Annotated in this window: 16 protein-coding genes; 6 read left to right on the forward strand and 10 right to left on the reverse strand. The window is 61.9% G+C overall.

Annotated elements, in window-relative coordinates; all coding sequences use genetic code 11:
* Positions 1-14: 14 nt before the first annotated feature.
* The 4 genes from LCQ44_RS02775 to LCQ44_RS02790 all read right to left on the reverse strand — a co-directional run bounded on the left by LCQ44_RS02775 (position 15) and on the right by LCQ44_RS02790 (position 6213).
* A complete protein-coding gene (locus tag LCQ44_RS02775; protein ID WP_225094012.1) occupies positions 15-1118 on the reverse strand; it encodes a DUF7601 domain-containing protein in 1104 nt (367 codons plus the stop codon).
* A gap of 51 nt (positions 1119-1169) precedes the next feature.
* On the reverse strand, positions 1170-1697 hold the full coding sequence (lepB, locus tag LCQ44_RS02780) for a signal peptidase I (RefSeq protein WP_050766161.1): 528 nt from the start codon (positions 1695-1697) through the stop codon (positions 1170-1172).
* A gap of 101 nt (positions 1698-1798) precedes the next feature.
* A complete protein-coding gene (locus tag LCQ44_RS02785) occupies positions 1799-5041 on the reverse strand; it encodes a DUF7601 domain-containing protein (protein WP_225094013.1) in 3243 nt (1080 codons plus the stop codon).
* A 293-nt stretch (positions 5042-5334) separates the two neighbouring features.
* Entirely contained in the window at positions 5335-6213 is an 879-nt protein-coding gene (locus LCQ44_RS02790) for a LysR family transcriptional regulator (RefSeq protein WP_225094014.1), read from the reverse strand.
* Between the two features lie 232 nt (positions 6214-6445).
* Here LCQ44_RS02790 and LCQ44_RS02795 point away from each other — a divergent pair, with 232 nt between their 5' ends.
* The 5 genes from LCQ44_RS02795 to LCQ44_RS02815 all read left to right on the forward strand — a co-directional run bounded on the left by LCQ44_RS02795 (position 6446) and on the right by LCQ44_RS02815 (position 13733).
* Entirely contained in the window at positions 6446-7327 is an 882-nt protein-coding gene (locus LCQ44_RS02795; RefSeq protein ID WP_118934451.1) for an SDR family NAD(P)-dependent oxidoreductase, read from the forward strand.
* 66 nt (positions 7328-7393) lie between these two features.
* A complete protein-coding gene (locus LCQ44_RS02800; protein WP_225094015.1) occupies positions 7394-8650 on the forward strand; it encodes an MFS transporter in 1257 nt (418 codons plus the stop codon).
* Positions 8651-8716: 66 nt separating this feature from the next.
* Positions 8717-9757, forward strand: coding sequence for a Gfo/Idh/MocA family protein (locus LCQ44_RS02805; RefSeq protein WP_225094016.1), 1041 nt, complete (start codon positions 8717-8719; stop codon positions 9755-9757).
* A gap of 411 nt (positions 9758-10168) precedes the next feature.
* A complete protein-coding gene (locus LCQ44_RS02810; RefSeq protein ID WP_225094017.1) occupies positions 10169-12292 on the forward strand; it encodes a Tex family protein in 2124 nt (707 codons plus the stop codon).
* Between the two features lie 106 nt (positions 12293-12398).
* A complete protein-coding gene (locus LCQ44_RS02815; protein ID WP_089573697.1) occupies positions 12399-13733 on the forward strand; it encodes an IS256 family transposase in 1335 nt (444 codons plus the stop codon).
* A gap of 323 nt (positions 13734-14056) precedes the next feature.
* On the opposite strand, the gene LCQ44_RS02820 is transcribed toward LCQ44_RS02815, so the two are convergent.
* A complete protein-coding gene (locus LCQ44_RS02820) occupies positions 14057-14761 on the reverse strand; it encodes a transaldolase (protein WP_263634030.1) in 705 nt (234 codons plus the stop codon).
* 193 nt (positions 14762-14954) lie between these two features.
* On the reverse strand, positions 14955-15782 hold the full coding sequence (locus LCQ44_RS02825) for an HAD-IIB family hydrolase (RefSeq protein WP_225094019.1): 828 nt from the start codon (positions 15780-15782) through the stop codon (positions 14955-14957).
* A 75-nt stretch (positions 15783-15857) separates the two neighbouring features.
* Between LCQ44_RS02825 and rlmKL the strand changes: the two genes are divergently transcribed.
* Complete coding sequence (gene rlmKL / locus LCQ44_RS02830; RefSeq protein ID WP_225094020.1) at positions 15858-18425, forward strand: bifunctional 23S rRNA (guanine(2069)-N(7))-methyltransferase RlmK/23S rRNA (guanine(2445)-N(2))-methyltransferase RlmL; 2568 nt, start codon at positions 15858-15860, stop codon at positions 18423-18425.
* Between the two features lie 94 nt (positions 18426-18519).
* On the opposite strand, the gene LCQ44_RS02835 is transcribed toward rlmKL, so the two are convergent.
* The 4 genes from LCQ44_RS02835 to LCQ44_RS02850 form a co-directional block, all read right to left on the reverse strand.
* Positions 18520-19233, reverse strand: coding sequence for a response regulator (locus LCQ44_RS02835; RefSeq protein ID WP_225094021.1), 714 nt, complete (start codon positions 19231-19233; stop codon positions 18520-18522).
* A 4-nt stretch (positions 19234-19237) separates the two neighbouring features.
* Positions 19238-20863: an ATP-binding protein gene (locus LCQ44_RS02840; RefSeq protein WP_225094022.1), complete on the reverse strand. Its 1626-nt coding sequence runs from the start codon at positions 20861-20863 to the stop codon at positions 19238-19240.
* A 113-nt stretch (positions 20864-20976) separates the two neighbouring features.
* Entirely contained in the window at positions 20977-21171 is a 195-nt protein-coding gene (locus LCQ44_RS02845) for a hypothetical protein (RefSeq protein WP_195444800.1), read from the reverse strand.
* A gap of 69 nt (positions 21172-21240) precedes the next feature.
* Positions 21241-23268 (reverse strand): KUP/HAK/KT family potassium transporter, encoded by a 2028-nt coding sequence (locus LCQ44_RS02850; protein ID WP_035138754.1) that lies wholly within the window; start codon positions 23266-23268, stop codon positions 21241-21243.
* Positions 23269-23349: the final 81 nt, after the last annotated feature.

Consider the following 23349-nt stretch of genomic DNA (forward strand, 5'->3'; position numbering starts at 1 on the left):
TAATCCTCGCTGTTTTAACGACGATTACGACGAGGACGGAAGAAGACCACGCCCATCACGGCAGCAAACGCGACGATTGCCGCATAGGGAACGACCGTCCGAATAACATCGGTCGGAACGGTAACATCCTTGGTGTTGGTAAAGATCACCGTGGTGTCGTAAGCACCGATAGCTTTCTCGACAATAGAGCTACCTTCTGTCGAATTGGTGCCATCACCAATCTTGTACGACGTCTTATAACCGTCGCCATGATAATCCGCCTCAGTTACGGCGAATTTATCCTCCGATGAGAGACCGTAAACGATGACGGATTCCCCATGCTTAAGGCTTACGGTAACCGCAGTTCCCGACGTAGCTGGAGTTTGGCTCATGGTGGTGGCACCGTTTTTCACAGTGGCGTACTCATAGCTCTCCCCGTCAGCGCCTTTAATCGTGAAGGTAAAATTAAAGTCCTTATTCTTGTCACCTTGGTTGCCCATGACGACCTTTGTGATGGTCAGCTTATGGGTGACATATTTGTTCAAAAAACCTGCGGTCTTCTCGCCCGAGCCTGCTTCTGTTCTAAGAATACAGCCCTTAACAACATAGCCCGAACCGCCATTCTCTTCGTTTTCTACGTAAACATCCAGGAAGAGCTCATTGTATGTAACGTTGAGACCGTCCAGCCCTGACGGCGTCTGCGTAATTTTATATCGATAGATACCCGGAGCCTTGAACAGAGAGGTTTTAATTTCGGCACTCAGTTTGGCGGTTATTGTCTTAGTTTTCTCACCGGTATTCTCTGTGCTTGTAAGGTCTTTGTTGGAAAAATTAACGGAAGTCGGCGAAAGCGTGACGGCGTCTGTCACTCCAGCATAAACGGGCATACCGCTCGTGCTCGTAAGCTCACTCTCCTCATCCGCCGGCGCAATCGAATAGTTAAACGTCGCATTAGGCACCACGGCATTCTCATTCATGGTAAGCGTCGAGGTGATCGTAACCTTGTTGTCTTTTACCGGCAGATGCGGTTGAGCGGCACTGTCCTCCGCCCACGCGGGCGCGACAACTCCCACCAAAGCCAGCAGCATCGTGGCAGCCACAACTGCAAATGCTGTCAGTCGTCTCTTTCCAGTTTTCATGTTGTATCCTTCCTCTCGGGCATATGCCCTTAATAAAACCAATCTCCGTGCCTACAGGTTCGACCTGCGCAGCACGCTGATCACGTTGCCCTTGATCTGCGAGCGGGCAATCGGCCCGTACAGGCGGCTGTCGTGGCCGCCCTCACGCAAATCTGCCAGTACAAAGAACTCATCCGTTCCCAGGCGCACGGGATAGTCCACAGCAGACTCATAGCGCGGCGTCGGCGTGGTGATGTCGCTTTCCACAACAACAGCCCCGTTAACCATGAGCTCGCCTTCCTCGGTAATCGTGACCTCATCACCGGGACGGGCAACCACGCGGCCTAGGCGCTCTGCGCCATCCGCGGTGTATACCACCACGTCACCCTCGTTGAAGCTCTGGCTGAACCTCCAGTAGAGCATGACGTCACCCGAACAGATACGCGGGGCCATCTCGCCAGTCGTGACTGCACCCACGCCCAAGACCACGCCAAAGAGCAGCCAGAGCGTCACGACAAAAAATGCCAAGCGCGCCAGAAAACCCACGATATCGCGCCGGTCGTCCGCTTCTCCCAGATCTGGCGCCGCATGGGCGCCCAACCTCACGTTCGACGCGGCCGAATACCGCGAGCCCCGGGGTCTTCCCTGCGGGGCCGCTCGTGCGGCTGGCCCATCACCAGCATTGCTGGCGCCATGTCTTCTCATAGGCGCCCGCCCCTCTTGGAGCCGCGGCGTAAACGCAGCGCAACCATGCCCGTAGCCAACAGCACGCCGGCGGCCAAAATCGCCAGGGCATAGATGGGGTTGCGCGTAATACCCGTAGGCACCGCGACCTGTCGGGAATTGGTGGCCTTAGCTTCAACGGCAACGGTCACACGCGGACCGTTGAGCGTGCCGCTCGCACCCGCAAGCTCGGCGTGGTACCCCAACGACGAATAATCGTCTTCGCTCACGGTATAGACCGCGTTGTAATCCAGCGCCTTAATCGAAACGGTCAGGCCGTCCTTAACGGCAAACGGCACGGTCGCCTTGCCCTGGCCATCGGCCGTAAAGGCCGTCTTGTTTTCCACGGTCTCGGCCCGATCATTCGGTCGCGCCACGAGCGCATGGCTGCCTTGGGCAGACGCATCCGAATACTCGATGGCGTAGGTCTGACCAGCCTTGAGGCCCGTAAAGGTCGCCGTCATCTTAAAGTAGGCACGCTTGTCGCCCATATTGCCCGTAACGCTCTTGGAAACCTTGAGTGTGTAGGTGCGCGGGGTGAATCGTGCGTATACGCATCCCGTATGGCGGTCCTTCACGTTGTACGTATAGGTGGGTGAAGACGACAGCAGCTCCGGGGCGTCCGGATTCGATAGGTCGTACCAACCCTCAAAGTGATAGCCCTCCTTGGGAGCGGCCACCGCCTCCACAAACGTGCCGTCATCCACAAAGTAGGCAACGCCCGATTTTTTGTACGCGTCCTCGTCCTTGCCCGAGCCATCCCCGGCATCGATGGAGCCCTTTGCCCCCTTAAGCTTGGAGCTGACCGTGCCGCCCGTCGTTACGTTGCTCCACGTGCCATCGGCATTTTTAAGCTGGGCAACAAAGGCCTGACGATACTTCCATTGCGCCACGAACGTCGCGCCCTGGCTCTCGGGAATGTTTTCGACGGTTACCGCATCGCCCACAGCACCGGTATCCGGATTGACCTTCTTGCCCTTAATGGTAAGAGTGCCGGAATCCGTGGTGCCCTCGGGAGCTGTATGGGTCACCGTGTGTTTGGCATCGAAGCGAACGGCTTTTCCCGAGCCCGCGTACTCCCAGCCCATAAACTTCCAGTCGTCGTTTTGTCCAACGGCAGCATGGGAGGTATAGCTCGCTCCAGCGCCAGAAAGCTGTACGAAATCGCCCGTGGACTCATTGTGCGGATCGTAGTGATACGCTTTGCCGCCGTTCACATCGTATTGAACGCCTGCCTTGGAAAACACGAGGTGCACTTTGTAGTGCTTTGTGACCTTGTCGGCCTCAAAGCGATAGGTACCATCTTCCAATCTGGTCCAATGTGCGTCGTCGTCTGCGGAATAGAACTCGCCGTTGACAAAAGCACCGATAAAGACTGCCCCGTCATCGCGTTTGGCATCGACCATAAAGTAGGAGTTCTTCTCCTGTTTACCTACGTAGTTTTTGGCATAGGTAAAGTCCGCCGTCTTGGTATTGGCGTTATAAAAATACGTTCCGCTTCCGTTGGGCGTCGTGTATGTCTCGATGCGATAGAACTCCCTAAACGAGATATTGTCGAGGAAGTTGCCGGTCGAATTGCTCCCGTTGGCCGTGTTGTAGGCCACAAAAGCAAAGACGCTCTGGTTTTGGCCATCCGGAATGGTGTAGGTATAGTCGTAGTCAACCTTTTTGCTCTGCTCGAGCGCGTTGGAACCGTAGGAAGCCCACGCGTCGTTTTCGGACGCCATGATCCATACGCACCATTTTTCGGTATGCTCCGCATCGGCCGTCCATGAGAACGCGCTTCCGCTGGACGCATTGGCAAATCCGCCCACTTTGTCAAACTTGGTTGAATACAGGATGATCTTTTTGCTGCAGCCCGATTGGGAAAAATTGACCACATCCAAGCCGACATAGTTGTCGACGCTCATTTGAATCCATTGAACAATTTGCTGGTACTGATCGAGTGCCTTTTGATTGTCCTTGTACGGCTCGTTTTCTTGTCGCGGACCGATGATAAGGGCCATGGCGTCTCGACCCGAGCGGCCGCGGTGGTCGAGCCCCCACTCATACTGTTTTCCCGGCTCGGTCGTCACATATTGGTAGAGCGAACTCGCCTCGTGTGCGTTGAGCTCGGCGGCGTACTCGCCATCCGAGGGTGCAAATGGAACAGAATGTCCAACTGGGTCGATATAGTAGTCGTTCTGGGCAACGATCTCGATACGATGGTCCGTCTCGGTCGTGCGCCAATGGGGCGAGCACAGCGTAAACTTGCTGGTGCTCTTGTTCCCTAGATGTATATCGTCTTCAAAACTGCCGTTAGCAATGTTCGTATTATCGTTCTTAAGATTCGAGGTCGAGAACGCATAGTTATTTAACGTTGTCATGGTCTCGGACGAATTTTCTTGATATACCTTGCCAAAGTCAGTATAAATGTCACGCGTGCCCTGCTTTTCCACGTGAACGTCATTGACCAGATTGCCAAACCACTCCCGGTATTGTTCGTTTGCCCCCGTAAGATTTGAATCGTAGCAAGTTAGTGCAAGCATCGTATTTTCGGACGCTGCGGTATAGACTGCCCGATAGGCAAACTCATCGTCTTGCTCGGGAAGCGCTCGATAATAGTGTGTACTGTTGGTGCCAAATGAGAACCAACCCTGTCCGTTAGAGCTTACGAGCCACACAGAAAGCGCAATGCGACCGTCGCCCTGCTCAAACGAGAAGTGGGATCCGTCGGCGCTGCTACCAGCAAAGCCGCCATTTGCAGCAAAGGAATCGCTGTAAACGGTGTACTGCTCAACGGTATTTCCCTGGGGCATCTTGCCCTGCGCCTTAAGCCAAGTCCGCAGCTGCATGAGCTGGTCTTGGCCTGCGTTGTTAACCGACAGATTCGCCTGTTGAGGACCCATCGTGAGCATCAGCACGTCATGTTCGGTTGCGGCGCGATGGTTGAGGCCCCACTCGTACGTGGAGCCGCTCTGGGTGGAAAAGGTGGTGTAGGTTGATCCGGGTTCAAAATAAGCATCGGTATCCTGTGGCTTAAGATTCCACGCAAGCGCAAAGTGATTACCGTTAGCTTGTTTGAGGTTTCTTTGACCGTTGAGGAGCTTCGTGGGGAGGTCGAGGTGCGACGCCTCGCCGATTCTCTTTCTCGGAGAGGTCGTCGACCAACCAGAAGCTTGGTTGGTAAAGGTTGGGTTCGCTATAAGGTTGCCATCGTCACCGTACGCACGCGAGGGCAACCCCCCCCCCGACCATAACGAACGCACATAAGACCGCTAGCAACATCACAAAGCTGCGGCGCATCGACGCAATATGACCGAAAGGACCCTGCACGGGCGCACCCCCCCCAGCCGCAGCCCGAGCATTCGAGCAAGCTGCACAAGTAGTTCGTTTAGGCCTTGTCATTCTACAACCAGCTCAGGGCAAAAGCAAAATTATACGTGACCGATTTTGAGTCATTTTTCGCACCTCATTTTTCGCATTGCGCAGGTAGGACGGCAAAAGTAGCCAAAAGAGCCCCGTCCCAGGTGAGCTAGGTGAGAAGCTGGGCCATGGCGTTGACGAATTTTTGGACTTGGAGGGTGGGCTCGAGCGGATAGTGCAAAAAGACCGGCACCTCACGGCCGCACAGGAACGGCACGCCCACAAAGGCCGGGTGCACCCCCGACCACGCCCCGCAGGTGAGCACCGCGTCGCCCTTTTCCTCCGCCTCGTTAAAGAGCGCAAAGTCAAAGCTGTCCACGTCGATCACGTCAACGCCGCCGTCGGCCAGAAGGTCGATGCGCAGACTGTCCATTGCGTCGTTGCCGTGGCGGAGCACGCGCAGGCGCATGCCCTCCAAGTCGGCGACCGTGATGCGCGTCTTACGCGCCAGCGGGCTCGTACGCGGCAGGTCGATATAAAACGGCACGTTAACGATGCGGAGCTTTTGGCAGGCATCACCCCAGCGTGGGGTCGAAAAACTCGACTGCACTACATCCACCTCGCGACCAAGGCTGCGCATGACGGATTCGCGCTCGTCATAGAGGTCGCTTACCGGCACGATCTCAAATCGCAGCGACGGTTCCAGATCGTGAATGTCCGACCACATCGACAGCGTTTGGCGCCCCGGACACATCATCGACACGCCCAGACGCACGGCACCGCCATCGCCCGCCGCGCGTCTGGCACGGCGTAGCGCGTCCTCGGACTGCCGCATGATCGAGCGCGCGTCGTCCACCAGCAGGGCGCCGGCCGGCGTCACCTTGACACCCGAGTGCGAGCGCTCGAACAGCGTGATGCCGAACTCGGCCTCGAAGCCCGACACCTGCTTGACGAGTGCCGGGGTCGACACGCGCAATAATGCCGCCGCACGCGAGAAGCTTCCCAGCTCCGCGGCGGCCGATATGGCCTCAAGTCGTCGATCGTACACGTCAATCTCCCGTTTTCGCGTCTGTGGCCACATGATGCCACAGGGGGTTGTTTTCGCAGGTCACGCGCTCAATTGAGAAAAACTGCATCGCACGGTGTAAACCTACGGTTAACGCCATTCTAACAAATATGCAATTCACCTGCGCAAATGCAAAGCATACGATAACCAGCGAAAACCACGTGGGTCGGTTAATGGGAGCGACCCACCGGGAGGCACAAGAAGGGAAGTTCCTATGAGCAACTGGCTTAAGCTCGAGGGCGATGTCTGCGCCGTGACCGGCGCACTCGGCGGTATGGGCGTCGAGATTTGCCGCGAGTTCGCCCGCAACGGCGCTAACGTCGTCCTGCTCGATCTGGACGAGGAAAAGGTCAAGGCCGCTGCCGCCGACCTCGCCGCCGAGTTTGGCATCCACGCCGAGGGTTACAAGATGAACGCCACCGACGAGGCCGAGGTTCAGGCCGCCGTCGACGCCACCATCGCCGACTTCGGCCGCGTCGACGTTCTCGTCAACACCGCCGGCATCCTGCGCTTCGCCGCCATGGAGGACCTGCCGCTGAGCGACTGGGAGCAGGTGCTCAACGTCAATCTCACCGGTTACTTCATCACCTCGCAGCGCTTTGGTCGCGAGATGATCAAGGCCGGCCAGGGCCGCCTGGTGCATATCTCGACCGTCGCCAGCCACTCCCCCGAGACGTTCTCGGGCGTGTACAGCTCCACCAAGGCCGGCGTCAACATGATGTCCAAGATGCTCGCCGCCGAGTGGGGCCCCTACGGCGTCCGCTCCAACTGCGTCGAGCCCTGCTTCGTTAAGACCCCGATGTCGGCCAACTTCTACGCCGACCCCGAGGTCGAAAAGAGCCGCAGCCGCCTGATCGCCACGCGTCGCATCGGCGAGGTCAGTGATATCGCCAACGCCGTCATGTTCCTGGCGTCCAAGCGCTCGGACTTTACCACCGGCGACGCCATCAAGGTCGATGGTGGCTTCTCCAATATGATGGGCGACCTCACCGCCAAGCCCGGCGGCCGTCGCGCCTATGCCGACAACTACCTCAAGAACAAGGGTGTCGAGCTTTGGTCCGATGAGTCCGGCGTCGCCAAGCCGACTGACCAGTAAACCAACCCGACAGGGAGGACCCGCGGACACGCCTGTTCCTCCTCCGTATCGATTAGAAAGAGTCCAATGGCTTCCACCAACTCCAACAAGGGTCGCGCCGTCGTGCTTTCCGCCGCGTGCGTCACCATGTTCTTCATCAGCTCCATCGCGCTGTATTCCGTCGTGAGCAAGAACCTGCTCGCCGTCTACCCCGAGTGGTCCAGCGCCCTTACCTGGGCTTTCCCGGTCTTCCAGACCATCATGGCCGTGACGGGCATCTTCGCCGGCCGCATCTCCGACAAGATCGGCCCGCGCAACGTCGTGATCGCCGCCGCCGTGTGCTACGGCGTGGGCTGGTTCATGTCCGGCACCGTCACCGAGCCGTGGCAGTTCTACCTGTGGTTCTCGCTCGTCGCCGCCATCGGCAACGGCCTGGGTTACAACCCGGCGCTCACCACGGGTCAGAAGTGGTTCATCGACAAGAAGGGCCTTGCCTCCGGCATCACCCTGGCCGCTTCGACCGCCGGCCCCGCCGTGCTGTCCCCGGTGCTCGCCTCGCTGCTCATCCCAAGCCTGGGAATCTTTGGCGCCCTTAAGGCGCTCGGCGTTATCTTCTTTGTGATGATCACCGCCTCCGCCCTGTTCCTGAAGGCCCCCGAGGCCGGTTGGCTGCCCGAGGGCTTCGAGGCCCCCAAGGGCGGCGCGCATGCCGGTACCTTCGGCGACCTCACCCCGGGCGAGATGGTCAAGACCCCGCGCTTCTGGGTTCTCATCGTCACCTTCGCCTTTGCCGCCACCGCGGGCACCCTGCTCGTGGGCAAGGTTGCCTCCATCGCCGCCGTCCAGCTCTTCGCCGACCCCACGAGCGCCGCGGCCATCGCCCTCGGCGGTGTGGTGGTCTCCGTCAACACCTGCGCCAACCTGGTTGGCCGTCTGTCCTTTGGCCAGATCATCGACAAGCTCGGCGCCTATAAGTCGCTGCTCATCAGCCTTGTCGTCACCATCGTCGCACTCGTCATCATGTCGATGAGCTTTACGCAGAGTATGTTCTTTGTGGCGCTCGCCCTGCTCGGCTTTAGCTTTGGCGCCCTGCTCGTCATCTACCCGCCGCTCACCGGTGGCGCCTTCGGCACCAGCAACATCGGCGTCAACTACGGCATCATGTTTTTGGGCTATGCCGCTTCCACCTGGATCAGCCAGCCCATCACCGCCGTGCTGTATCACGCCGAGGCTGGCAGCGCCGCCTACCAGCAGTCCTTCTACGGCGCCATTGTGATCGCCGCCATCGCCGTCGTGCTCACCGTCTACATGATGGTCTCCGACAGCAAGAAGAAGTCCGCCTAGTTTTACCGATGCGACAAGGACCGCCCCCTTGCCGCATTCCACCGCCACCAGTATTAAGGAGTCGAAATGTCTGAGCTCAACCCCGTCCGCATTGCCGTTATCGGCGCCGGCGCCATGGGCCGCAACCACATCCGCTTTGTCACCGAGGAGCCCGAGGCCGAGCTCGTCGCCATCGCCGACGCCTTTGAGGGCGCCCGCGCCACGGCCGAGGCCGCCGGCGTGCCGTTTTATACCGATCCCGCCCAGATGATGGACGAGGTCAAGCCCGAGGCCGTCATCATCGCCACGCCCAACGACCTACACCTGGGCGTTGCCCGCGAGGCTGTGAAGCGCAACATCGTGCCGCTGGTCGAAAAGCCGATCTCCAACGACCTCGAGGATGCCCAGGCCTTTGCCGCCGAGGCCGAGACCGCCGGCGTGCCCGTACTCGTGGGTCAGCACCGTCGCCACAATCCCTTCGTCAACAAGGCCAAGGAGATCATCGAGTCCGGCGAGCTGGGCAAGCTCACCGTGTCGAGCTTCCACTACATGATCTATAAGAATGACGAGTACTTCGATGTCGAGTGGCGCCGCAAGAAGGGTGCCGGCCCGATCCTGGTCAACCTGGTGCACGACGTCGACCTGCTCCGCTACCTGCTGGGCGAGCCCGTTGCCGTCCAGGGCATGCAGTCCAGCGCCGCCCGCGGTTTTGAGACCGAGGACTCCGCCGTGGTCAACGTCCGTTTTGCCGATGGCGCGCTCGCAAGCATGACCATCTCTGACGCCACCGCCAGCCCCTGGAACTGGGAGGCCACCGCTCGCGAGGATCCGCAGTACCGCCCCTTCGACGCCGACGCCTACTTTATCGGCGGCACTAAGGGCGCCCTTTCGCTGCCCCGCCTGCACCGGTTCTCCTACGACGGCGCCTCCAACTGGCACAAGCCGCTGCAGATGGAGATCCCGGCCGTGGACCCGGCGCTGCCGCACAAGATGCAGCTCAAGCACTTTGTGAAGGTCGTTCGCCGCGAGGTCGAGCCCGTCGTGACCCCCGCCGATAACGTTAAGACGCTCACGCTTCTCAACGCCATCAAGGAGGCCGCCGAGACCGGCCAGCTCGTCGAGCTGTAATGCCTTAAGAGCGGCCGCGGCAGATACCCCATGCCGAACCCCTCGGTCCGCCACCAATAAGCCCCTCTTCTTTGCCCCGCGAGCAGCCTCCTGCCCGCGGGGCTTTTTGCTACCTTGCCGACGATTTTTCTAGGGCGGGGGCTATTTTGTACCTCGGCTTGATTCGTTCGCCACCAAATGGGCCTATCTACTACGTTTAACCGATTACCCTCAACCATGCCGAATTTCGCGAAATTAAAACCGCAGGTAGACGGCTTGCCGATTTTCGGAAAACCGGGGGATGGTCGACCCATACGGTTCAAACGTAGTAGATAGGCCCCTTTCGTGGCGCAACCCCAAAACAGTCTTTTGGGACGGGTGGTATCCTTGGTAGCCCTGTGCTGCAAACGCACCTTAAACGCAAGGAGTCCCATGGATCTTATCGCCCAGCTCGCCCGCGAGCTCAACCTTAAGGCCGCCAACGTCGAGGCGGCCGTCAAGCTCATCGACGAGGGCAACACCATCCCCTTTATCTCGCGCTACCGCAAGGAAGCAACGGGCGGCATGGACGACGTCGCCCTGCGCGCGCTCGACGAGCGCCTGTCCTACCTGCGCAATCTCGAGCAGCGCAAAGAGGACGTCATCCTGCTCATCGACGCCCAGGGCAAACTCACGCCCGAGCTCGAGCAGCAGATTCGCGAGGCCACGCAGCTCCAGCGCGTCGAGGACCTCTACAAGCCCTACCGCAAAAAGCGCATGACCCGCGCGCAGAAGGCCCGCGAGGCCGGCCTGGAGCCGCTCGCCAACATGATCATCATGCAGGCATCCGCCAAGGGCAGCGCGCTCGACGCCGCCGCGGCCTACGTCAACGAGGACGCCGGCTTCGACACGCCCGAGAAGGCACTCGCCGGCGCCGCCGACATCGTGGCCGAGACGGTGGCCGAGGACCCCGAGAACGTCGCCGACCTGCGCGCCTTTACGCAAAACACCGCCGATATCGTCGTCGAGGCCACCGACCCCGCCGAGAAGACTCCCTACGAGCCCTACTACAACTTTGACGAGCCGCTGCGCCGCATCCCCAACCACCGCGTGCTGGCTATCGACCGCGGCGAGCGCGAGGGCAAGCTCCGCGTGCGCGTGAACGTCGACGGCGCCGCTGCCACGGCACGCCTCGGCAGCCGCTGGCCCCGCCGCCAGGGCGTGTTTGCTCCCATCTTCGATGCCGCCATCGCTGATGGTTACAAGCGCCTCATGGCCCCCTCGCTGGAGCGCGAGGCCCGTGCCAAGCTCACCGTCCGCGCCCAGACCGAGGCCATCAACGTCTTTGCCAAGAATCTCGAGGGCCTGCTCTCGGCCCGTCCCGTCCGCGGCGCCCGCGTGCTCGCGCTCGACCCGGGCTACCGCACCGGCTGCAAGGTCGCCGTCATGGACGAGACCGGCAAGCTGCTCGACCACGGCGTGGTCTACCCCACCAAGCCGCGCCACGACGTCGTCGGCACCAAGCGCGAGCTCGCCCGCCTCGTCAAGAAGGACGGCGTCAACACCATCGTCATCGGCAACGGCACCGCCAGCCGCGAGACCGAGGAAGTCGTCTCGGAGTTCATTGCCGAGCAGGCACCCGGACTGCGATACACCATCGTCAACGAGGCCGGCGCGTCGGTGTACTCCGCTTCCGAGCTCGCAAGCCAGGAGTATCCCGACCTGGACGTCACCGTGCGCGGTGCCATGAGCCTGGGCCGCCGCCTGCAGGACCCGCTGGCAGAGCTCGTCAAGATCCCGCCCCAGTCTATCGGCGTGGGCCAATACCAGCACGACCTTGACCAGGCCGAGCTTTCGCGCACGCTGGGTCACGTGGTGGAAGACGTCGTCAACCGCGTGGGCGTCGACGTAAATACCGCGAGCGCGAGCCTGCTGGGATACGTATCGGGCATCACGCCGAGCGTGGCCAAGAACATCGTGGCGTACCGCGAGGAAAACGGCGCCTTTACCGATCGCCGCCAGCTCAAAAAGGTCCCCAAGTTGGGGCCCAAGGCATACCTCAACGCCGCGGGCTTCCTGCGCATCAGCGGCGGTAAGAACCCGCTCGACGCGACGAGCGTCCACCCCGAAAGCTACGAGGTGGCCACGGCCGTCCTGGAGCGCGCCGGCGTTGCCGCCAGCGAACTCAGCCGTGGCGGCGTACCCGATATCGAGCGCCGCCTGGGCAGCATCTCGGCGCTGGCAAGCGACCTAGACTGCGGCACCCTCACGCTCATCGACATCGTTAACGAACTCAAAAAGCCCGGCCGCGACCCGCGCGACGACGCGCCCGAGGTAGTCTTTAGCCGCTCGGCGCTTTCCATCGACGACCTGGAGCCCGGCATGGAACTCAAGGGCACGGTGCGCAACGTCGTCGACTTTGGCGCCTTCGTCGACGTGGGTGTGCACCAGGACGGCCTCGTGCACATCTCCAAGCTGGCCAACCGCTTCGTTAAGCACCCGAGTGATGTCGTGCGCGTCGGCGACACGGTGAAGGTGTGGGTCGAAAAAGTCGATCGCGACCGCAAGAAGAGGTAGCGCGCAGAGATGTGGTGTAAGAGGCGGGGCATGCCCCGCCTCCGCCCTTTCTTGAAAGGGAGGGGACACCGCCTAGAATTCGTCGTTGGAGTAATGAAGGTGACGAATGGAAGGAAAGGCGATGCCCCAAGAAGAGAGTGTACTGCGCCTCGGCCGCGACGAGGCCCTCGAGGCGGCGAGGCTTTGGCAGGAGTGCGGCGACGCGCGCGAGTTCGCGTGCAGGGTGCTGGGCAGCGTGATGAACGCGCTGATGGACTCCGAGGCCCAGCAGATGTGCGGCGCGAGCCGCAACGAGCGCAGCGACGGCAGGGAGAACAGCCGCAACGGCTACCGCCCCAGGTCGCTCAAGACCGCCGTGGGCGACGTGGAGCTCGAGATACCCAAGCTCAGGCACGGCACCTACTACCCCGAGGGCATGCTCGCGCGATGGTCGCGCGTCGACACCTCGGTGGCCGCCATCGTGCAGGAGATGTACGTATGCGGCGTGTCCACCCGCAAGGTCGAGCGCGTGGCGTCCAAGCTGGGCATATCCTCGCTGTCGAGCTCGGAGGTCTCGAGCCTCTGCTCCGACCTCGACGCCGAGGTGGCGGAGTTCCGCCGCCGCGACCTGTCGGGCACGCCGTGCTGCTACCTGTGGCTCGACGCCACCTACATGAGCTGCAGGGTCGGCTCGTCGGTCGTCTCGCAGGGCGTCGTGACCGCGATCGGGCTGGGCGCCGACGGGCGCAAGCACTTCCTGGGCTGCGACGTGGTCGACACCGAGAGCGAGGACTCCTGGGCGGCATTCCTCGGCGGGCTGCGCGAGCGCGGGCTGGCCGGCGTTCGCCTCGTGGTCTCCGACAGCCACGCCGGGCTCGTGGCCGCCGTCTCGCGCCTGTTCCAGGGCTGCGCCTGGCAGCGCTGCGTGACGCACCTGCAGCGCAACCTCCAGAGCGCCTGCTCGGGCAGGCCCGAGGACTCCAAGGCGGCCGTCAGGGACCTCGTGCACGCCGCGGTCTACCAGGACGACCCCGACCTCGCGCGCTGCGTGTGGGCCGAGGCGGCGCCCTGGGTGGCGTCGGTGTCCGCCAGGGCCGGCGAGGTCTTCGAGCAGGCCGAGGACTCCGCGCTGGCGTTCACGGCCTTCCCCAGGGCGCACTGGGCCAAGCTCCGCACCAACAACGTCCAGGAGCGCGCCAACCGCGAGATCAAGCGCCGCTACAGGGTCGTGCAGTCCTTCCCCTCGAGGGAGTCGATGCTGCGCCTGACGTGCGCGAGCCTCATGGAGACCGAGGGACAGTGGTCCCAGCAGCGCGTGTTCTCCGAGGCCTCGGCCGCCGAGGGCTTCGCCGAGCCCGCGGACAGGCCGGCCCCGACAGAGGGGAGGCGCCGCGCGCTCGGGCGGCGCGCCAGGGAGATAGTGGACGAGATAGTCGAGAGGCGCGGTCTCAAGAAGGAGTAATATCGGGACTTGCAGCGACGGACCTCAGGACGCTCTTACACCACGTCTGCGCGCGCCACCCAAGAAGATCTCGCTCACCATGGTGCAGGGGAAGTAAACCGCCTAAAGCAAGGGTCCCCCCTCTCGCGACGTGCAGAATCGCGAGTATTCTGCAAATTCCGCCGTTCCGGATGCCCCTCAGAGGCAATAAAGTCACAAACAGCCCCCGTTTTAGCGTCGTCAGAGCCAAAACGGGGGCTGTTCCGTGCTTTATCTAGCTGGTAAAAGCCTTTACCTTGCTGAATACTCTCAATTTTGCACGTCGCAGGCGGGGGTACCCTTGCTTACGGCAGGATATGGAAACCGAGCGCCGCGATATCCTTGGCAAAGCCGCGCACGGTGTCGAGCGAGACCTCGTACGGGTCGCGACCGATGTTCTTGCGCTTGGCCAGGATGCTGTTGGGCACTGTAATGATCTGGCAACCGCAGGCCTCGGCCTGGTAAATGTTGATGAGCTCGCGCGTGGACGCCCACAGGACCTCGCAGTTGGGCTTGGCGGCGGCCTTCTCGACCGACTCCGTCATAAACGGAATGGGATCGACGCCGGTATCGGCGATACGGCCGGCAAAGAGCGAAATGATGGACGGCGTCTCGGCGTCAACAGCCTCGACCATCTCGTCGACCTGCTCGGGCGTAAAGATAGTGGTGACGTTGACCTTGATGCCATCGGCCGAAAGCTTGCGGACCAGCTCGGCGGTGGACTCGCCCTTGGTGGTCACGCACGGAATCTTGACGTAGACGTTGTCGGCCCAGGTAGCGATCTCGCGGGCCTCGACCTCCATGGTCTCGACGTCATCGGCAAAGACCTCAAACGAGACGGACACATCGGTGATGTGAGCCAGAACCTCCTTGGCAAACGCGCGGTAATCCGTCACGCCACCCTTCTTCATAAGGGACGGGTTGGTCGTGAAACCCTGAACGTTGCCGTTCTCGTACATGTCGAGCATGCCCTCGAGGTTTGCACCGTCAGCGAACACCTTGATTGCCATCTGCCTGATTCCTTTCGTTAGCATACGGCCGATAAACTGCTAAACACTTTACCTATGTTTATCAAGGCGTGAGCTGCGGGTTTTTATCTTCTCGGCGAACGGTATAAACGCTTTAGTGTTTGGTTTGATAAATCGATTGAGCATGCAAAAGCAAAGAGCCGCAGTTTAGGCAAACGTCAGAATGCGGGATTCATTAGATGAGGCCGAAATGCTGCATGGCGGTGACGGTGCCGTCGTGTGCGACATCGTCGGTCACGTAGTCGGCGACCGCTTTGACCTCGGACATGGCGTTGCCCATGGCGACAGCCGTCTCGACGGCAGCGAGCATGCCCAGGTCGTTGCCCGAATCGCCAAAGCCAAAGGTGCGCGCATTTCCCTCGCGGCCCAGATACGCCAGCGCTCGCGCCACGCCCACGCCCTTGTTGATGCCCTTGGGGCTCAGCTCGCGATTCCGACCACCGGTATTGCACAGCTCAAACTCGCGATCGATAAAGCCGTCATCGTTGGCAACGCGAGCCAAACTGGGCACATTGAGGCATACCTTGCCCACGCGCAGACTGCCGTCGACGCGCATTTCCTCGGCGCTGTGCACCACAGAAGTGTCGATCAGAGACGACTGCTCAACACCCGCGGGTTCCAGGGCAAAAGTAGCCACGTTGGTCTCGAAAAAGGCCTCAATCCCTGCCGCGGCCATACGGCGTGCAAGCTCCTCGATAACGTCCTCGCCAAAGCAGTCCTCATGCACCACGCGGCCCTCGACCTCGAGCGTGGCGCCCGCCATGGCAACGACACCCGCGGGGTCGAGCGCACGCAAGCTGTCCGCGATGAGCCACAGGGGGCGACCCGTGCAGATAAACGCCTTGTGCCCCGCGTCGCGCAGACGATGAAACGCCTCGACGACCATCTGCGAGGGGCGAACCGCCGAAAAGTCCTTATCGGTCATATCGTCGGGATCGAACGACGTCAGCGTGCCGTCCACGTCAAAAAAGAGCACGGCGGAATCGGGGCACGCATCAATCATATGGGTTCCTTTCGAGGATAAGGGCAAACGAAGCATCCATCATATAATGAAGCGACGCAACCAGAGAGGTCACCCATGGAATTTTACGCAAGCTGCCCCGAGGGCTTTGAGTCCGCACTCGCCGATGAGCTTAAACGCCTCGGGCTTTCGCATGTTCGCCGGCTGAAGGGCCGCGCTACATTTGAGGGCGAGCTCGAGCAAGGCTACCGAGCATGCCTGTGGTCGCGCCTGGCGAGCCGCGTGTTCGTGGTGCTCGGGCGCTTTGAGGCGCAGAATGCCGATGAACTGTACGATAGCGTTTACGACATCGCCTGGGAGAGCATCGTCCGCCCCGGCGCCACCATCGCCATCACAGCCCGCGGCGTGACCGAGCAGCTGCGCAACACGCGCTTCTCGGCCCTGCGCGCCAAAGACGCGCTGTGCGACCGTCTGGCCGAGACCACGGGCCGTCGCGCCGACGTCGATGCTGCCGACCCCGACGTTCACCTGCTGCTTTCGCTGCGCCAGCGCCGCGCGAGCATCAGCCTGGACCTTTCAGGCGACCCGCTGTTCAAACGCCTGCCGCCCGCAGCGACCCGCGCCGGCGAGGGCGCGCACGTGCTGCGCCCCGACTACGCCGCCCTGGTGCTGGCGCAGGTCGGCTGGACCGCACTGTGCGAGCGCGAGCTAACGGCCGACGATTACGAGAACGAAGCCCTGCCCACGCTGGTCGACGCCTCGTGCGCCGGCGGCGGCCTGCTGCTGGAAGCCGTGAATATCCTAACCGACCGCGCCCCGGGGGCCGCCCGCGAGCGCTGGGGCTTTGAGGGCTGGCAGCTGCACGACGCCGCCCTGTGGGAGCAGCTGCTTGCCGAGGCGCGCGAGCGCGAGACCGCGGCACGTGAGCGCCAGGCGCGCATCGTCGCCGTGGACATTGACCCCGCCGCCCGCAAGACTGCCGAGCGCATGGTCAAGTGCGCCGGCTACAAGCGTTTTGTCGACTTTTGCGCTGCCAAGCCAGCCACCGTGCTGGACCACGCGGGCGCCGTCGCCGGTGCCGCCGTGGTCGCGGACACCACCGAGACCCCGCTTTCGCTCATGCACGACGCCATGACGCTGGTCGGTGAGCTGCGCCGCGCGCCCGAGCTTTCCGCGGCGCCGGTCGCCGCGCTCACCCGCGATGGATTGCTGGCCCGCGCGCTCCACGCCGAGCCCGAGCGCTCGATCGCCGTCATGCCCAATAACGAGGAGGCAGCTATTGAGGTTTGGCCCTCGCTCGACCACGCCGCCGCGGCGTTTGAGGCTTCGACCAGTGCGGATGCCGAGGCCGAGGTTGCGGATGCCAACGAAGTCAACGACAACGCCGCCAACACCCCCATGCCCGAACCTGCCGCCATGCTCGACCTGGGCGACGGCAAGCCGCTGCCCGTGCTCATCCCCGAGTCCGAGCAGTTCGCCAACCGCCTGCGTAAGAATGCCCGTCTGCGTCGCAAGTGGGCCAAGCGCGAGGGCGTGAGCTGCTACCGCGTCTACGATGCCGACCTACCCGACTACTCCGCCGCCATCGATCTGTACGAGGGCTGCCCGCAGACGCCGGGCCGCTGGCTCGTCATCGCCGAGTACGCCGCGCCCAAGACCATCGACCCCGCACTGGCCCAGGCCCGTATGCTCGATATTCTGGCCATCGCGCCGCGTATCCTGGATGTTCCGGCCGAGCACGTGCACGCCAAGGCCCGCATGCGTTCGCGCGGCGGCTCGCAGTACGGCAAGCAGGGCGCCGGCAAGGGCGCATCGGGTGAGCGCGCCAACATCGCGCGCCGTCGCCTGCCGCTCATCGAAGAGGGCGGCCTCACCTTTGCCGTCAACTTTGACGACTACCTGGACGTCGGCATCTTCTTGGACCACCGCGTCACCCGCAACCTGGTGCGCGAGCACGCCAAGCAGGCGCGCCGTTTCCTCAACCTGTTCGCCTACACCGGCACTGCCACCTGCTACGCAGCCGACGGCGGCGTCGAGGAGACCGTGACGGTCGACCTCTCGAACACCTACCTGGATTGGGCCGAGCGCAATATGCGTCAGAACGGCTTTGTGGGGCCGCAGCATCACTTTGTGCGCGATGACGTGCTCGCCTGGATTCGTGACCAGCGCCAGACGCGCAACCGCTGGGACCTGATCTTTGTCGACCCGCCCACGTTCTCGAACTCGTCCAAGATGGGCCGTCGCACCTGGGATGTCCAGCGCGACCATGTTGAGCTTTTGGCCGGCGTGTCGCGCCTGCTCGCACAGGGCGGCCATGCCATCTTTAGCTGCAACCTGCGCGGCTTCCGCCCCGAGACGCGCAAGCTCGCACGAGCGGGCGTCGTGCTGGAGGACATTACGGCACAGACCATCCCCGAGGATTTCGCGCGCAACCAGAAGGTGCACCACTGCTATATCGTGCGCCGCCTGCCCATCGAAGATGCCATGGCCGAGGTCGGCTTTAGCGCCGAGGAGATTGCCGAGCGAACCGAGGAACTGCGCAATCCCGAGGCCCGCAAGCCCCGTGCGGCAGTACCCGCGCACGCGCAGGCCGGCAACGGCAAGTCGAACTTTGCCGGCAAACCCTCTCCTGCCGGCAAGCTCAAAAAGAAGAAGTTCTACGCCAGCAAGCCCAAGGGCAAATAAAAAAGTTGCGGTGGAATACGGACTGTTTTGCCTGGAATTAGGCAAAGTTAGACCGTATTTCACCGCAACTCATATTGGGACGGTGGTTGGCGATCTAGCCTTGGGTAACTAGGCGGTAGCCAATGCCTACGTGGGTTTGGATGTAGCGCGGATGCGCGGGGTCGGACTCGATCTTCTTGCGCAGCGTGCCCATAAAGACGCGCAGGCTCGCCAGGTCGCTCTTGGTTGCCGTGCCCCAAATCTCGTGCAGGATAGACTGGTGCGTGAGCACCTTGTCGGCGTTATGCGCCAGCAGGCATAGCAGTTTGTACTCGATCGGCGTCAGATGCAGCTCCTCGCCATCCATCGTGGCGATGCCGGCATCAAAATCGATATGCAGCTCACCGGTATCGAACGAGCCCTCGGAGGCAACGCCGCCCGTTTGCGTATACGAAAGGCGCCTGAGTGTCGTACGAATGCGCGCGAGCAGCTCCTCGACCGAAAACGGCTTGGTCAGGTAGTCGTCGGCTCCGGCATCGAGCGCGCGGATCTTGTCCGCGTCCTCGCTGCGCGCCGAAACCACGATGATCGGCATGCCCGACCATGTGCGCACCGACTCCACCACCTTGACGCCGTCCATATCGGGCAGGCCCAGATCGAGTAGCACGATGCTCGGCGCCTGCGACGAGGCAGCGGCAATAGCGGCATGGGCGGTCTCCACGGCCATATGGCGCAAGCCGTGCGCCTCGAGCGCGGCAACGATAAGGTTGCGAACGGCGGGGTCGTCCTCAACGACCAAGATGAGCGGTTTTACGGCAGAGTTCGGCACAGCGTTACTCCTTATCAAACGAAACGTCGGCGACGGGAAGCTCAATCGTAAAGACCGAGCCGTGCGGGTCCGCCGCGGCAACCTCTATGCTACCGCCATGCGCCAATGCAATGGAGCGGCAGAGCGAAAGTCCCAGGCCCACGCTACGGTGGCTGTCGGCCAAACCGTGGTTGGCGGTGTAGAACGACTCAAAGATTCGCTCGCGGTCCTCGGGCGCAATGCCCGGGCCGTCATCGGCCACCGAGCACGCCACGCGTCCATCGTCGACGCCAATCGAAATCACGATATGCGAGCCTGCGGGCGTATAGGTGATGGCATTGTTCACCAGATTGACCACCAGCTGCACCATCAGGCGCGCATCGACGTTAACGAGCGCCGGCTCGTCGCACGGCACCACCTTAAGGTCGTGCTCGCGCACGGCCGGACTTACGTGGCGCAGCGCCTCCTCGACGATATCGTCCATAAGCTCGAGCGTAGTCGACAGATGCATGCCGCCACCCTCGAGTTTGGTGATGGCGAGCAGATTCTCGACGGTGGCGTTGAGCCACAGCGCATCCGAGCGAATGGATAGAAGCAGGCCGCGGCGCGTCTGGGCATCGAGCACCGCGGTGCTGGTCGAGCCCTGATCGAGCAGCACGTCGGCATTTCCCGAAATACTGGTAAGCGGCGTGCGCAGATCGTGCGAGATGGAGCGCAGCAGGTTGGCGCGCAGCTGTTCGTTTTTGGCGAGCACCGCCGCTTCTTCGCGGGCCTCCATGGCGCGGGCGCGATCGAGCGCCAGCTCGCCTTCGCTCACGATGGCATCGGCAAGTGTCCGTTCCTCATGTGTCAGCACGTCGGGCTCGGCAACGATAGCCAGCACGCCCACCACCGAGGCGGGGTCGCCCGAGCGCACGAAGCCGTCGCCTGTGCGAACCGTCAGGTAGATGCCATAAAACGCCGATCCGCCATAGGTGGCATCGAGCGGCGTACCCACATAGGCGGACGCCGAGAGCCGCGGCGGCATCTGCGGCGCCAGCTCGTGCACCGGGGCGGCATCGCCCACGGCCGTGTACGTCGCACGCGGCAGCAGGTCATCGCCCTCGGCGTCGGCGCTGTACCACACGACCGGACAGCCCGAAAGACGCGCCAGCTGCGTGGCCATGGCGTGAACGATCTGATGCTGATCGGCGCACCGCTGCAGCATGCGGTTGGTCTCGAGCACCATATGCGTGCGGCGGTCGCTGGCGGCAGCCTGTGCCAAGGCGCGGCGCAGGGCCAACGCAATCGAGCTCGACACAAGCGAAACCACGAATATGATGAAGAACATGCCGGGATAGCCGCGGTCGATAAGCGACAGCGAGTAGCGCGGGTCGACAAACAAAAAGTTGTAGAGCGCCACGGCGGCAGCCGAGCTCAGCAAGCAATACAGGCGACTCCAGGTAAAGAATGCGCACAGCTGAACGGCGAACACATAGACGATCATGATGCTCGGCGCGAGACCCGGATGGTCGAGCAGCGCGCCCACAATCGTCGCCGCGACCAGCAGCCCCACCGATACGCAGGCGTCATACAGAGGAGTGCGGCGCGTCAGCGTTGTGCGCCGCCACCAAAAACTATCGGCAATATCGCCGTCCGTACGAACGTCCATCAGCGTCCCGCCCCTCTCTCAAAAACAAAAACCACCACAAAGGGGACAGGCACCCTTGTGGTGGTTTCCCCTTGTGGTGGTTCCAAGTGTAAAGCCTTTGCAACCTGCGGTCGTTAGACAAACAGCACGTGCGCGAGCAGTGCGCACACGCACGCCGCGACAAGCACCGTCACCACGATCGAAATCACGCGATCGGCCATGTCCATGTTGGCACGATTCGTAAAGAACCGATCTTCGGCGGCATCGGCGCGTGCCTCACGCACCATCTCGGCAGCAAGATCGCAACCGTCAAGCACCTTTGCATCCATGGTTTCCTCCCAGGACTCAATCCCCATCAATACAAGCCCGCCCGTTCGCAGACAAACCTCGAGCGTCGACTACGGGCGCTCGTTGGGGGCCAGGCGCTGCATCTTGTTCACGGCTTTGAACTTGGTGAACAGCGGCACGTACTCAAAGCTCACGTTGGAGTTCTCCAGGCCGTACCAACGCGCGGGCGTGCCGGCGGCGCGACGGATGATGTACTTGAGCGTGATGGCCGTACGCTCGCTCGGCTCCACATCGCTTTCGGGCGCCAGAAGCTTACGGATCAGGACGAACTTGAACGTGCCGATGTTACCCGGATCCTTGTAGACCGAGTAGTCATGCGTCTGCGGCGGCAGCTCGCCGGTGGCAGCCAGGTCCTGAACGACCTGACGCAGGTAGGCATTGACGCGCTGGTTGATCTTGTAGCCCAGGTACAGATGCACGCGGAACACGTAATCGGTGCCGAACGTCTCGACCGAATAGGCAAAGGTGTGCGGTTCGTCCATGGTCTCGACATTCACAAACCACCAGGCGCGGGCGCGCTTGGGATGCTTGTCCAAGATCGAATAGACGATATCGCGGTCGATGTAGTCGGTATGGGTGTCCTTGGTCAGGTACACGACGTTGTCGCTCATGCGCTCGTAACGATCGTCGTCGCGCAGGCGCTTGAGCTGCGGCAGGTAGCTGCGCAGCGGCAGCAGCGTAAACTGGCGCTGCTCAACAGCCGTACCGTTGTACCAGCACACCATGATGCCCATGATGAGCGCGGCCATGAGGATGGTGAAGTAGCCGCCGTGGAAGAACTTGGTAAGTGAGCTCACGAAGAAGAAGCCTTCGAGCAAAAGGAAGAAGGCCGCGAAGATCCACGGAGCAACCTTGAGCTTGCGCTCCTCGTGCAGGTAGAAGAAGAGCAGCAGCGTGGTGCACATCATAGTCAGCGTAATGGCAAGGCCGTAGGCGGCTTCCATATGCGCCGAGTTCTGGAACAGCAGCACCACGATGACGCAGCCGACAAGCATGACGTTGTTGACCATGGGGATGTAGAGCTGGCCCTTGGTCTCGGCAGGGTAGAAGACCTGCATGTGCGGCATGAGGTCCAGACGGCTGGCCTCGGACACCAGCGAGAATGCGCCGGTGATGAGCGCCTGCGAGGCAATGATGGCCGCGACGGTGGAAAGGCCGACGGCAAACGGGCGCAGGCCCGGGGCGAGCATCTGGTAGAACGGGTTGAGGTCGGCAATGCCCATGAGCTCGGGGTTGGCAGCGTTGTTCATAAGCCAAGCGCCCTGGCCCATATAGGAAAGCAGCAGGCAGCACTTAACGAACGGCCAGGTAGCGTAGATGTTGCCGCGGCCGACGTGGCCCATGTCGGAGTAGAGCGCCTCGGCACCGGTGGTGGCGAGGAAGCAGCTGCCCAGAATCATGATGCCCGCGTGGTTGTTGGGGCTCAGCAAAAAGGCGATGCCGCGCACCGGGTTGAGGCACAGCAGCACGGCGGGGTGCTGGAAGACGAAGAACAGACCCGTGCCGCCCAGGAACAGGAACCACAGCGTCATGATGGGGCCAAAGGCGTGACCGATCTTGGCCGTACCGATGCGCTGTACCAAGAAGAGCACGATGATGATGGCGAGCGTAATGGCGACGACGCGGCCTTGGTCATCGCCCAGCACGGCATGGACCGCCGGGATGGTGCGCAGGCCCTCGATGGCCGTGGTAACGGTAACGGCCGGCGTGAGGATGCCGTCGGCGAGCAGCGCGGCGCCACCTAGCATGGCGGGGATGATAAGCCACTTGCCACAGCGCTTGACCAGACTGTACAGGGCAAAGATACCGCCCTCGCCATGGTTATCGGCGCGCAGCGAGATGAGCACATACTTGATGGTGGTCAGCAACGTGACCGTCCACACGACAAGGGAGAGCGCGCCGAGCACGAACTCCTCCGTGACGCTTCCGATGCCGCCGTTGCCGGCAACGAGCGCCTTGGTTACATACATAGGGCTGGTGCCGATATCGCCGTACACCACGCCCAGCGTGACGAGCATCGCCGAGATGCTCACAGGAATCGCAGCGTGCGAAGCTGCCTCCTTGGCCTTTTGTTCCATAAGCCGGCTTCCTCCCAACTTTAATGTTCGAAGGAATTATAGGTAATCGGCCCATGTTTGAATGGCACTGTTTTCCCAGCT

It is taken from the genome of Collinsella aerofaciens, assembly GCF_020181355.1.
Lineage (GTDB): Bacteria > Actinomycetota > Coriobacteriia > Coriobacteriales > Coriobacteriaceae > Collinsella.

Coding starts and splice junctions, on each gene's coding strand:
- LCQ44_RS02815 (WP_089573697.1), top strand. CDS start 12,399: ATGGAAGGAAAGGCGATGCCCCAAGAAGAGAGTGTACTGCGCCTCGGC.
- rlmKL (WP_225094020.1), top strand. CDS start 15,858: ATGGAATTTTACGCAAGCTGCCCCGAGGGCTTTGAGTCCGCACTCGCC.
- LCQ44_RS02845 (WP_195444800.1), bottom strand. CDS start 21,171: ATGGATGCAAAGGTGCTTGACGGTTGCGATCTTGCTGCCGAGATGGTG.
- LCQ44_RS02810 (WP_225094017.1), top strand. CDS start 10,169: ATGGATCTTATCGCCCAGCTCGCCCGCGAGCTCAACCTTAAGGCCGCC.
- LCQ44_RS02775 (WP_225094012.1), bottom strand. CDS start 1,118: ATGAAAACTGGAAAGAGACGACTGACAGCATTTGCAGTTGTGGCTGCC.
- LCQ44_RS02850 (WP_035138754.1), bottom strand. CDS start 23,268: ATGGAACAAAAGGCCAAGGAGGCAGCTTCGCACGCTGCGATTCCTGTG.
- LCQ44_RS02820 (WP_263634030.1), bottom strand. CDS start 14,761: ATGGCAATCAAGGTGTTCGCTGACGGTGCAAACCTCGAGGGCATGCTC.
- LCQ44_RS02795 (WP_118934451.1), top strand. CDS start 6,446: ATGAGCAACTGGCTTAAGCTCGAGGGCGATGTCTGCGCCGTGACCGGC.
- LCQ44_RS02805 (WP_225094016.1), top strand. CDS start 8,717: ATGTCTGAGCTCAACCCCGTCCGCATTGCCGTTATCGGCGCCGGCGCC.
- LCQ44_RS02825 (WP_225094019.1), bottom strand. CDS start 15,782: ATGATTGATGCGTGCCCCGATTCCGCCGTGCTCTTTTTTGACGTGGAC.
- LCQ44_RS02840 (WP_225094022.1), bottom strand. CDS start 20,863: ATGGACGTTCGTACGGACGGCGATATTGCCGATAGTTTTTGGTGGCGG.
- LCQ44_RS02800 (WP_225094015.1), top strand. CDS start 7,394: ATGGCTTCCACCAACTCCAACAAGGGTCGCGCCGTCGTGCTTTCCGCC.